Source organism: Spiroplasma endosymbiont of Stenodema calcarata, from assembly GCF_964031205.1.
Classification (GTDB): domain Bacteria; phylum Bacillota_I; class Bacilli_A; order Mycoplasmatales; family Mycoplasmataceae; genus Spiroplasma.
In genome coordinates this window covers 304,007-316,070 of sequence record NZ_OZ035018.1, presented here as the reverse complement: position 1 = coordinate 316,070, position 12,064 = coordinate 304,007, and the positions used below count along the sequence as shown (strand labels likewise).

15 protein-coding genes are annotated in these 12,064 nt (G+C 29.0%); 1 reads left to right on the top strand and 14 read right to left on the bottom strand.

Annotated elements, in window-relative coordinates; genetic code table 4:
- Positions 1-24: 24 nt before the first annotated feature.
- The 7 genes from rpsP to deoD form a co-directional block, all read right to left on the bottom strand.
- Positions 25-315 (bottom strand): 30S ribosomal protein S16, encoded by a 291-nt coding sequence (gene rpsP, locus ACQH24_RS01740; protein WP_425380676.1) that lies wholly within the window; start codon positions 313-315, stop codon positions 25-27.
- A gap of 159 nt (positions 316-474) precedes the next feature.
- A complete protein-coding gene (locus ACQH24_RS01735; protein WP_425380326.1) occupies positions 475-933 on the bottom strand; it encodes a hypothetical protein in 459 nt (152 codons plus the stop codon).
- A 32-nt stretch (positions 934-965) separates the two neighbouring features.
- Entirely contained in the window at positions 966-1,442 is a 477-nt protein-coding gene (locus ACQH24_RS01730; RefSeq protein WP_425380325.1) for a hypothetical protein, read from the bottom strand.
- Complete coding sequence (locus tag ACQH24_RS01725; RefSeq protein ID WP_425380324.1) at positions 1,442-1,930, bottom strand: hypothetical protein; 489 nt, start codon at positions 1,928-1,930, stop codon at positions 1,442-1,444. The genes ACQH24_RS01730 and ACQH24_RS01725 overlap by 1 nt, the downstream gene beginning before the upstream one ends.
- A gap of 158 nt (positions 1,931-2,088) precedes the next feature.
- On the bottom strand, positions 2,089-2,406 hold the full coding sequence (locus ACQH24_RS01720) for a helix-turn-helix domain-containing protein (RefSeq protein ID WP_425380323.1): 318 nt from the start codon (positions 2,404-2,406) through the stop codon (positions 2,089-2,091).
- A gap of 121 nt (positions 2,407-2,527) precedes the next feature.
- Positions 2,528-3,895 (bottom strand): asparagine--tRNA ligase, encoded by a 1,368-nt coding sequence (asnS, locus tag ACQH24_RS01715; RefSeq protein ID WP_425380322.1) that lies wholly within the window; start codon positions 3,893-3,895, stop codon positions 2,528-2,530.
- A gap of 22 nt (positions 3,896-3,917) precedes the next feature.
- Positions 3,918-4,628 carry a purine-nucleoside phosphorylase gene (gene deoD / locus ACQH24_RS01710; RefSeq protein ID WP_425380321.1) on the bottom strand — a complete coding sequence of 237 codons (711 nt, stop codon included), beginning with the start codon at positions 4,626-4,628 and terminating at the stop codon, positions 3,918-3,920.
- A 157-nt stretch (positions 4,629-4,785) separates the two neighbouring features.
- Between deoD and ACQH24_RS01705 the strand changes: the two genes are divergently transcribed.
- A complete protein-coding gene (locus ACQH24_RS01705) occupies positions 4,786-5,745 on the top strand; it encodes a transposase (protein WP_425379371.1) in 960 nt (319 codons plus the stop codon).
- 111 nt (positions 5,746-5,856) lie between these two features.
- Here the strand turns inward: ACQH24_RS01705 and ACQH24_RS01700 are convergent, their stop codons facing one another.
- The 7 genes from ACQH24_RS01700 to ACQH24_RS01670 form a co-directional block, all read right to left on the bottom strand.
- On the bottom strand, positions 5,857-6,654 hold the full coding sequence (locus tag ACQH24_RS01700) for a MurR/RpiR family transcriptional regulator (protein ID WP_425380320.1): 798 nt from the start codon (positions 6,652-6,654) through the stop codon (positions 5,857-5,859).
- A gap of 35 nt (positions 6,655-6,689) precedes the next feature.
- Positions 6,690-7,505 carry a MurR/RpiR family transcriptional regulator gene (locus tag ACQH24_RS01695; protein WP_425380319.1) on the bottom strand — a complete coding sequence of 272 codons (816 nt, stop codon included), beginning with the start codon at positions 7,503-7,505 and terminating at the stop codon, positions 6,690-6,692.
- Positions 7,506-7,511: 6 nt separating this feature from the next.
- Positions 7,512-8,468: a tRNA (adenosine(37)-N6)-threonylcarbamoyltransferase complex transferase subunit TsaD gene (tsaD, locus tag ACQH24_RS01690; RefSeq protein WP_425380318.1), complete on the bottom strand. Its 957-nt coding sequence runs from the start codon at positions 8,466-8,468 to the stop codon at positions 7,512-7,514.
- Positions 8,469-8,599: 131 nt separating this feature from the next.
- Positions 8,600-8,863 carry an HPr family phosphocarrier protein gene (locus ACQH24_RS01685; protein ID WP_425380317.1) on the bottom strand — a complete coding sequence of 88 codons (264 nt, stop codon included), beginning with the start codon at positions 8,861-8,863 and terminating at the stop codon, positions 8,600-8,602.
- Positions 8,864-8,946: 83 nt separating this feature from the next.
- Positions 8,947-9,384, bottom strand: coding sequence for a hypothetical protein (locus ACQH24_RS01680; RefSeq protein ID WP_425380316.1), 438 nt, complete (start codon positions 9,382-9,384; stop codon positions 8,947-8,949).
- A gap of 145 nt (positions 9,385-9,529) precedes the next feature.
- Complete coding sequence (locus tag ACQH24_RS01675) at positions 9,530-9,856, bottom strand: hypothetical protein (RefSeq protein ID WP_425380315.1); 327 nt, start codon at positions 9,854-9,856, stop codon at positions 9,530-9,532.
- Between the two features lie 15 nt (positions 9,857-9,871).
- On the bottom strand, positions 9,872-12,064 hold the full coding sequence (locus ACQH24_RS01670) for an ATP-dependent helicase (protein WP_425380314.1): 2,193 nt from the start codon (positions 12,062-12,064) through the stop codon (positions 9,872-9,874).

Sequence of the window (12,064 nt, the reverse complement as noted above, 5' to 3'; positions counted from 1 at the left end):
TATTATTGAACCTATAATCAATAACTATTTTTGGGGGCTTTTTTTGGGGGCTGCAGCTTGTCTTTCATTATGTAATTTAGTCATTAAACCTTCTTTACTTAATAAATTACGAACTGTATCAGTTGGCTGTGCTCCTGTTGATAATCATTTGTATGCAATATCTTGATCAATTTTCACATCCCCATTCAAAGGATTATATGTTCCAATTAATTCAATATATTCTCCATCACGCTTGACACGAGCATCTGTTGCAACAATTCGATAGAACGCCGCTTTCTTTTTACCTGTTCTTTTTAAACGTAATTTTACCATTAATATTTTCCTTTCTAATTTTTTTCTTACTGTTAAACTCTACAACTTAACATCTTATATATAATACCTTAAATAAAAAAAGAGTCAAGGTTTTTAACTTAACACTTCTTTTTTTACTTGCCAATAGCAACTACAATCGTTCCAAAGGTATCGAATTAATTTTTACTTAATATTCTTTAATATTTTTGTGACAATATCATTTTCTCATTGATATTTTTTTAACTTTTTAATAATAGTTTGAAAAGTACTTTCTGAAACATAACTTTTTTGATCAAAATGATATGACGAAAGATCTGTTAAATTAAATAAATATAAATCATTTAAATTAGCGCGAGACCAATATTCAAACCCATCTTCATAGTCTAAATCAATTGTTTCAAATTTACTTTCATCTGCTTTAAAAAAGTTTTCCCAAAGTTCATCAAAAGATTTTGTTCCTGTTTGTAATGCTTCATGTTGATACATTGTCTCTAAAATCATTTTATCAAAATACCCTATTGTTTTGCCAGTTCCTTTTTTTACGGAACTAAACTGTAACCCTAAGGCATATTTCTCGTCAAGGCCAATGATAATAAAGGGATGTCGGGCCCAATTTTGAAATTTGTCCAAATGGTCGGCCATAACAATAGCCCGCGGTGTCAGGATATCTTGCATTATTTAATTGTAATTTGTAAATTTTTAATTAATGTTTCAGAACAAGCAATACAAGCTAATGACGGGAAAACATCGCCATTTGAAATAAATTTGGCCCCAACAGGGTTAAAAAAGGTATGGCAAACTTCACATTCTTTTAATCCTTGCTTTACTTGTCCTAAGCACTTTTCACACATATTAGCATTATTTTCTCGTAAAAAATACTCATAACAATGAACACAATTCCCAATTTCATTTTTAAATTGTCCTGTTTCTCACTTTGAATATTCATACCGATCATTAGAACCAACATAAGCATAAACTTTCACAATTCATTTATTGTCTTTTACAATTTTTTTACCATTTAAGTTTACTTTTGTTAATAAATACTTATTAACTTCTGTTTGATTTGTAAAAATTTTAACAACTTTAGCTTGGTTAAAATAAAGAACATTGTCTGTGTAAAAAACAATATATAAATTTTTAGTATTATTCACTATGTTTCCGTCCTTTCTTGCCGCGTTGGCGTCTGATAATTTTGCGCCGCACATTTAAAACAAATAAGATATTCTTTATCATTAGCTAATAATTTCCCAAACAATTCACGGCCAAAGTCATCCCGAACAAGACGATGCTTTTTGCACAAATGACATTGAAATGTTTCAATTCCTCCCAATTCACTTTCACATTCAGAACACAATTGATGACGATCTAAATTACTTTTTACCCGATTACATTGCTGACAAATAGATAAATCTGCAATAAAATCATTAGTTGCTCGTTTATTTAATTCATAATTATCAACAGTATTATCAAAAGTAAAAATTAAGCAAAATGAAATTTGTTTGACAAAATCAGTATTATATTTATTATCCAAATGACAATCTTCTAGTGCTTGTTTTGCATCAGTAGCTGTCTTGCAAATACAACGTAATGTTTGCTCTGTTCCATTTCCATCAAAAATAAAATAATAATCCCAATTCACTGTTTTGCTCCTTTTTATGACATTAACAACCATTCTTGATAATTATATCACTAATTTTAAAAAATAAGATTGAAAACACAAAAGACCTCGCTGGTCTTCGCTTTTCTTCATAGCTGATACAACTGCACAACAAGACAATATTATCTAACTACTTTAAATTAATTAGTAAAAATTCGTAATACCTTCAAAGCTAATACACGTGGATTTTGATCAAGCTCCTTTCGAATTTTGGGATTATCAATAATTAAGGACAAGAATTCATATACCTTGCTTTCACTATATGTTGATAGTTTGTTAATGAATTTCTTAACATCTAATTTTAAAGCTACTAGTAATTTTAAGATTTTATTCCAACTAGTTTTTGAACAATCTTTTTCAATTCGACAAATTGTTGATTGTTGTAGGCCAGATATTTTTGCCAATTCACGTTGGGTTAAACCCTTATGAATTCGTATTTGCTTAATAACTTGGTTCATTCATATATTCCTTTCATATAAAAAATAACTAAGTTAAATAATACATTTCTTGAACTATGCAATGCTAAAATTATAGCAGAAAAAAATTTTATTATTAAATAAAATTTTTGTATGCATCAAATTAAAATAATAAATTACGTGGTGTCCGCGGGAAAGGAATAACATCCCGAATATTCAAAGTCCCTGTAACATACATTACTAATCGTTCAAAACCAAGACCAAACCCAGCACTTTTATAGTATCCATATTTTCGTAAATCTAAATATCATTGTAAATCGGCAGTTGGGATTTTTAACTCATCACAACGTCCAACAATTTTATCATAATTATTTTCCCGAGCACTGCCCCCTACTAATTCTCCAATTCCTGGCACTAGTAAATCACAAGCCGCAACCGTTTTATTATCATCATTAATTTTCATATAAAAAGCTTTAATATCTTTTGGATAATTAAATAAGAAAGTTGGTTTTTTGGTTTCTTGTTCACATAAGTACCTTTCATGTTCAGTTTGTAAATCCATTCCCCAAAAAATATCCTTATTTTCAAATTGGTGCCCATTTTTCATTGCTTGCTGCAAAATTGTAATTGCTTCGGTATATGAAAGGCGAACAAATTGATTATCAAGGACATTTTGTAATCGTGTTAATAATTCTCCATCACCATTATCATTTAAAAATTCCAATTCCCGACGATTATTATTAAATAAAGAATTAATAATATATTTAACCATTGCTTCAATCAAATCCATATTTTCAGGTAAATCAATAAAAGCAACTTCTGGTTCAATCATTCAAAATTCTGCCGCATGTTTTGTTGTATTTGAATTTTCGGCACGGAAAGTCGGACCAAAAGTGTAAACTTGACGAAAAGCCTGTGCAAAACCTTCAGCATGAAGTTGACCTGAAACAGTTAAACTAGCTTTTTTAGCAAAAAAATCTTCCGCATAGTTAGCATCTTTTCTTGTTGTAACAAGAAACGATTCACCAGCTCCTTCAGCATCATTGCCAGTAATAATTGGAGTATGAACATAAATAAAATTATTTTTGTTAAAGAATTCGTGAATGGCAAAAGCACTACTACTACGAATTCGAAAAATAGCATTAAAAGTATTAGTTTTTGCCCGTAAATGCGCAATATCACGTAAATATTCATAACTATGCTCTTTTTTTTGCAACGGATAATCTTCACTTGCTTGGTCAAGAATTTCAATCTCACTAGCTTGAATTTCAAATTGTTGCTTCGCTGTTGGCGTTAAACAAAATTTTCCTGTAACTTTTACTGCTGAAGCAAGACGAAGCCCACTAAGTTCTAAGAAATTACCTAACTGGTCAGCCTTATAAACAATTTGAACATTATCAAAAATAGTTCCATCATTAACAACTAAAAAACCTAATTTACCGCTACTACGATTTGAACGTACTCATCCTAAAATTGTAATTTCATTTTGATCTTCAATTTGATGCTGATATAATTGTAAAATTGTCGTCATTATTTATCTCCTTTTTTTGTTCTTATAATTTAATTGCACTTTGTAATGCTAATTCCACCATCTGATAAAAATTATTTTGTCGTTCTGCCGCTGAAGTAACTTCACCCGAAATAAACGAATCTGAAATTGTTAATAATGTTGCTGCATTTTTCTTTAATGCAAGCGCATTTGCAAATAAAGCAAATGATTCCATTTCAACGCAAACTGCATTATATTCTGCTTTAATTTTTTTTCACTCATCGGCATTTTTGCGATAAAAAACATCAGAAGAATGAACAATTCCAGCATAAGTTTTAACCCCTGTTGCCTTAGCAATTTCTTCAATTGTTTCAAAAATATTCTTTGAAGCTGGGAGCACTTTTTCATCAATTCCCGCGACAATTTGGGCAAAATTATTTTCCCCATATGCCGCTGTGGCATTAACAATATCATAAACTTTTAGTTCCGCATCATAACTTCCCGCCGATCCAATTCGAATAATATTGTCAACATCGTAAAACTTAAATAATTCATATGAATAAATCCCAATACTTGGACAACCCATCCCACTCCCGGCAATTGTGATTGGTTTGTTATGATAAGTTCCTGTATACATATACATATTTCTAATTTCATTTACTAATTTTACATTTTGCAAAAATTTTTCCGCAATAAATTTAGCTCGCAACGGATCGCCCGGCATTAAAACTGTTTTTGCAATGTCTTCTTTTTTAGCATTAATATGTGGTGTCATTTTCATTTCCTCTTAATATTCTATATTTAATTTATATTGTACTATAAAAAATTAAAAGGAGGATTACTTCCTTTCTTTAATTTTGTCGAAAACTCTTGATATTTATAGAATATATCTAATTTTAGGTATATTTTTAATATATAGAGGTAAATAATTGATGGAAAAAATAATTACAGAATTAAAAAACAGTTTTACAGATGATCAATTTTTAGAATTTGCTGAAAAAATAAAAAAAGAAGCAGAAGTAATCAAAAAACAAAAACGTTTAAATGAAATTGATCAAAAATTTAGAGATAAAGGCATTATATGTCCTGATTGTAAATCTTATCATTGTGTTAAAAATGGTCATAATCCCGAAGGAAAACAAAAATATTTATGTAAAAAATGTCGTGCTAGTTTTGATGCTTTTCGTCATCATTTTACTTATTGAAGTCATTTAAATTATGAACAGTGAAATTTATTAATTCAAATTTCATTATTAGGACAATCTAGTAAAATAATTTCCCGTTTTATTAAAACAACACCAAAAACTGCTTGATATAATCGTCAAAAATTAATGCAATCAAAACAATTAGAAAATACTCAATTAAAATTTAAAAAATTAAATGGTCAAATCCAAATTGATGAAACTTTTATTAAAGAAATCCATAAAGGTAATTTTAAAGATAAATTTGATAAACGAAAAACTCATCTTGATCCATTTTCAACTAATACCAAATGCTGTATTCAAATGGTAGTTGATAGCAATAATAATATTTTTGTTCAATCCACCAATACCAAACGATTACAAAAACAATGAATTATTGAAAATATGAATAAGCAATTAATTAAAGAAAAATCAATAATTATTTCTGACATGCAACCATTATATTTATTAGTAGCAAAACAAACAAATTCTACTCTATATTCTACCAAAACTAGTACAAACCCTGATACTAGTTATCGAAAGTTAAATAAGATTAGTAAATTACAATCCAGTCTTAAAGAAGCCTTAATTCATTATCATGGTTTGGGTTTCACTAATATTCAAAATTATTTAAATCTATGAAAATGAAAATACCAACATAAAGGTTTAACACCAAAACAACAATCAACGGTATTATATTTTAATGTTTAAAAAATTTAAAGCAAAATCATGATCTTAAACAAAATTATTTTTCAAATTGTCATATTGATGATTTTTTTATTTCATCAAGAGTTTTCGACAAAATTAAAGCTTCCTTTTAATTTAACGATATTTTTTTAAAATTTTATTACTTTTAACCTTGTTTTCTAAATACTCATGCTCTTTATCCATTGATAACAACACCTGAATTAAATTATCGTTTCAATATATTAATGGTAATAAAACAGAAATAAAAATCCGACTTTTTTCATATAATGTTGAAGAAATAACAAGATGATTAACATCCGCATATTTTGATAAATCAGAATTATATTTTGAAGTAACTGCAATAACATTCGCCCCATTATTTTTTGCTTCACGTGCTGCTGCCACAACAGCTTGTGTTTTTCCTTCTAAACTCATACAAATTAATAAATCATCTGCTTGCATTAAACTTGCTCGCATAATAGTACTATTTTCATCTTCGACCAAAATATTACAAGCAAAACCAAAACTAAATAATCGATTAGCAAGTTCTTTTATCGCAAGACCTGTATTCCCAACACCAACTAAGTAAACTGTTTTTGCTTTTTTCAATAACGTAACTGTCTCTAATAATTTATCATTATGAAAAATTTGATTATTCCGTTGCAAAATATCTTGATAATATAAAAAGATATTTTCTGTCGCCTCTAAATTTAAATTATTAGTTTCTAACCGTTCTTGCTCAGCAACAACAGCAATAATAAAATCACGATAACCTTTAAAACCTAATTTATTAATTAAAGAATAAATTGGTGAATAACCAATCCCAGTGGCATTTGATAATTCTTCAATTTTAATATTTCGAATATTCCGAACATTATCGCGAATATAATTAGCGATTCGAGCTTCTTTTTTTGTACAGTTACCTTGAATCATCGATAACTTAGAGAGAATTGAAATATTTTCCATTTTTAATAGTCCCAACGATTATCTTGCTGTGCCATCACAAAATCTTTATCAACAATATCTGATGACCAAACTCTATTAATTAAGTGATCAGTAAAATACATTCAAGGTAACAGTTTATTTACATAAATTTTATGATCATTTGCACGTTGATTAGGAGTCGAAATAATATGTCATCAATTCGATAATTTGACTGCTTTTGACATATCTTTTCCAGAAATAGTAACAATTGTAACTCCTTTTGCCTTCGCAATTGTTAACGCTTTATTAACTGATTCATTATCACCAAATAATGAATATGCTAAAATTAAATCATTCTTATTCATAAAACGAGAACGAACCATTAAATCTTCTTCATTTTCATTTAAATTAAAAGCATTAAAACCAAAACGATATAATTCTAAGGCTAAAGTTTGTGATAATGCATTAGTTGAGCCCATTCCAATTACAAAAATTCGATATGCCCCTTTAATTGCATCAATCGTTTGATTCATTACCTCATTATTAATCATCGTATCATTTTGATTAAGAATATCAAAATATGTTTTTTTCATTAAACTTTCCATGTTTTCAAAATCTAATGATTTAATTTCCACATCTGCGGCAATCGCAATTAAAAAATCACGGTAACCTTTGATTTGCATTTTACGTAACAACCCATAAATTGCACTATAACCAGTATTAACTTGTTGTGCTAAAATCTCAATATTCATTGTTGTTACTTCTTTCATATTCTCTTTAATGTATTTAATTATTTCATTTTCTTTTTTTGTGAAATTCTTTGAATCAAATGTTTCTAATTTTGATAAAAATGATGCCATAATAATCTAGTCTCCTTTACCTTGTTTTTCTAATAATTCTTGCGCTGCTAATCGAGCAATCATTGCCGCATTATCGGTGCAATATTCTAATTTTGGAATAAGTATTTTTAAAGTTGGGCTTGCTAAAGCTAATATTGCTGTGCGCAGGGCTGTATTGGCAGAAACTCCACCAACCAATGTAACCATTTTTGGTTGAAAATTTTCAATTGCTAACCTTGTTTTACGGATAATAATATCCACACAAGTTTGTTGAAAGGTGGCACAAAAATTAGATAAGTTAAGATTTTCCTTGTTCTGTGTTTTTGTAATTAAATTAGCCGCGGCTGATTTTAAACCACTAAAAGAAAAATTATAACTTTGATCATTTAAAGGTAACGGCAAATGATAAGTATTTGTCATCCCTTGTGATGCTAGTTTATCAATAATTGGTCCCCCAGGATATCCCAGTTTTAACATGCGGGCAACTTTATCATAACATTCCCCAACCGCATCATCTAATGTTGAACCTAAAATTTCAAATTCCAAGTGTTTCCGCATTAATATTAGTTGCGTATGACCACCACTAACAAGCACTGCTAACAAAGGAAATGAAAAGGTATTATCAATCGCACTAGCATAAATATGACCATATAAATGATTTAAAGGAAGCATTGGTAGTTCTAAATAAATAGATAAAGTTTCCGCTATTATTTTACCAACATGTAAAGCACCAATTAAACCTGGTTTTGCTGTGTACGCAATGTATTGTAAATCTGTGATGCTGATTGCTGCTGTTTTTAATGCATCTAGAAAAACATACGGAAAATTTTTTAAATGTAACCGCGAAGCAAGTTCTGGAACAACACCACCAAATTTTGTATGCTCATTAATTTGCGATGAAATAATATTTGCTAAGATTTTGCCATCTTTATAAATCGCAATACTAGTCTCATCACAACTTGTTTCAATTGCAAGAATTACCATTACACACCTCAAAAGTATTATATAATAATTTCATCAAAAATGATAAGAAACCATCACTATCGAAAGTAATAAAAAAATACTACATTTTTGTAGTATTTATTTTAATTTTGTATATTCAATAAAAATCCGTTTTAAATAACCTTGTTGTCTTTCATTACTTTTTCAATTTCTGCAATTGCAACGTCTTCATCAGTACCAGATGCCACAATTTCAACCTCTGCCCCTTGATGAATTCCTAATGCAATAATAGTCATAATTGATTTTAAATTACCAGTTTTGCCCCCTGATAAAATAGTAATATCTGACTGGTACTTTCCAGCTTCTCCTACAATTAATGCGGCTGGGCGAGCATGCATACCAACAGGATCAGCGATAATAGCTTTGAATGATGCCATTAAATTTCCTCCTTTAAAATATACTCACTTATTATATCAAAAAAAATTAAAATAACTATATTATCCCTAACAATTTAATCTTTTTAAAGATTAATTTTAACGGGGATTTCTCGTTGCTCATTTGAAATTATTTCTGAATTTAAGAATGTAGTCAACTCTGTGACAATCCAATTAAAATTAATTTGAATTGCTCGATCTTGTGTTAAATAATTATTTGCGTCATTAAAATCAAAAATAACATTAATAATTTTAAGGTCCACATTTTTAAGACTTTTGGCAATAAAATAACTATCTTCATCAGCACAAATTACTGTTTCAATATGTTTATCAATAACTGCATTTGTTAATAATGTTAAATCTGCAGCATAATCATTTCCAGGTAAAACAAGATAATTAGTCATTAAATTTAAATCAGTACTAGCTTTAAAATACCCACGATATAATGTTTTTCATTCTGTTCCTAATGATAAATATAAGATTGCGGGTGTTTGTGCAGCAATTTGTGTTACTAATTGCACCATTATTTTTTCAAAGTTAAAATATATTGCTTGAAATTTATTATTTTGTTGCCCAAAAAGAAGTACATTGGGATTATTTTCATATTTTTTAAATAAATTTAAAATCTCTTCATAATAACTGGCAAAAAATAATTATTTTCATATTCCACTACTGTTGCAATGCTTGTAATTTTAAATTAAATAATTTTTCATCTTCATTAAGAAAAGCAATATTTACGATACTATTCTCAGTCGCCAATTTATTTACTAAAAATTGAAGAACTTGACAAGTTCATTTTGAAACTTTATCAAAAATTAAAAAAGTAACATTTGTTTGGAACTGACTTTTTCTTAAGAAAAAATCGTTTTGCTGTAAAATTGCCCTAATTCGTTCCCGCATCCCATCACTGATTGATCCACCACTAAAATAACGGGAAATTGTCCCAACACCACAACCAGCAATTTTTGCTAATTCTTTATAATTCTTAATTTTCATCTGGTTTGCCCTCCACTATTCTACCTTTTTAATAGCGTGGCTATCCGCAGAAATAATCTTGACCTCAAATGGCTTTGGAAAAACAATTTGAACATTTTGTGCGATAATTTTCACTACAACACCAATCCCAAATAAGTCATGTTCAACAGTATCATTTACTTTTCATAAATTAGGAACAGCGGATGATGCCATATTTTTATTCAAATAAAAATTCCCACCTGTTTGGTTACTTATTCTATTCCTATCATGACCATCAACGAATTTTGGTGTCTTCAAAAATAATTCACTATTAACTTTTTGGTAAAAATCTTCATCTAGTTCTTTAATAAACCGTGATGGAAATCGTTCATTTCCGGTAATGTAAGAATAACCTTCGGGGTGACTTAAAAATAATAATTCTTGAGATCTCGTAATTGCAACATATAATGTTCGTCGTTCCTCTTCAATTTGGTCATGGCCCATTTTAATAGCATGATTTGATGGAAAGATTCCTTCGTTTAAACCAACAATAAAAACAACTTTTTTTTCTAATCCTTTGGCATTATGAATTGTCATTAGCGAAACTGTATTGTCAGTTAGGTTATCACTATCACTATCGGTTTGTAACGAAATTAATTGCAAGTATTCACTTAATAATTCGACCCCCTCTAATTCTGTATTTTGTTGATCAAATTTTTCTACCGATGCAATTAATTCTAAAATATTTTCTTCTCGTTCTTCTTCAAAATTGTCTTTTAACCGCTGCTTAAAACCAGTTTTATCTAATAAAAGCATTAAAAGATTTCCAATTGTTTTTGCTTTTGGTAATTCAGCTAACGCTGTCACAATTCCATTTCGTAAATCCTGCAAATTATGTTGTAAACTTAGGGGTAATAAAGCAAAATGATGTTCTAATAATTCTGTAAAAGTAATGTTCTGTTCGGATAACATTACCTTTATTTGTTCCAATGCTTTAGGACCAATTTTTGGTGTTAATAATAAAACTCGTTCCACTGCTAATTGATCATTATTCATAATTATTTTTAAGAAAGCCAAGGCATCTTTAATTTCTTTCCGTTCATAAAATTTAAAAGCCCCAAAAATGCGATAAGAAATTCCATAATCAGCTAACGCAATTTCTAAATCCCGTGATAAATAATTTGCCCGATACAAAATTAAAATATCATTATAATCATAATTTTCTGTTTTAATTAATTCTTTAATCTTACGCGCTACAAAATCACTTTCATCACCACTATTTATTGCATGATATAAAATTGGGAATTGTCCTAATCCTTTACTTGTAAATAAATCTTTTTTAATTCGATCTTTATTATTGGCGATTAAATTATTAGCTAGGGACAAAATACTTTGACTTGATCGATAATTTTCATTTAAAATAATTGTTTCAGTCCCCGGAAAGTACTTATCGAGATTTAAAATTAAATTAACTTTAGCACCCCGTCATGAATAAATTGTTTGATCAGGGTCACCAACAACTGTTATATTCAAAGCATCCCCAATTAATCATTTAATAATATCAAATTGTAATTCATTTGTATCCTGGAATTCATCAACTAAAAAATAGTCAAAACGATTTTGTCATTTGTTTAAAACATCTGGATGATGTTTAAGCAACTTATATGTTAGTAAAATTAAATCATTAAAATCTACACTCTTTAATTCTTGTAAACGAGTTTGATAATGTTCATAAACCTGTGCTCATCGTTTTTCATCACCAACAGCATTTTCCTTTGCCTGTGCTGGGTTAATAAAATCATTCTTCCAATTACTAATCGAATTCTTTACACTCCGTCCTTCTTGGGCATCATATTTAGCATTAAATGTTTTATAAATATTTCGTAAAATACTATCTTGGTCAGCCATATCAATAATATTAAAATTACGCTCATAATTTAAGGCAGTAATATCTTCCCGTAATATTCGCACACACAAGGCATGATAAGTTGAAATAACACTGCGTTTCCCTAAGGAACCAATTAAATCAACAATCCGTTCTTTCATTTCATTGGCAGCTTTATTAGTAAAAGTTACCGCACAAATTCGTCATGGTTTCAAATTAGCATATTTAATTAAATACGCAATCTTATTAATGATTACGCGAGTTTTACCACTCCCAGCCCCAGCAATAATTCGTACTGGTCCTTTAATCACTAGTACTGCTTCTCGTTGTGTTGGATTTAAATGTTCAATAAATTCGTTCCCCAT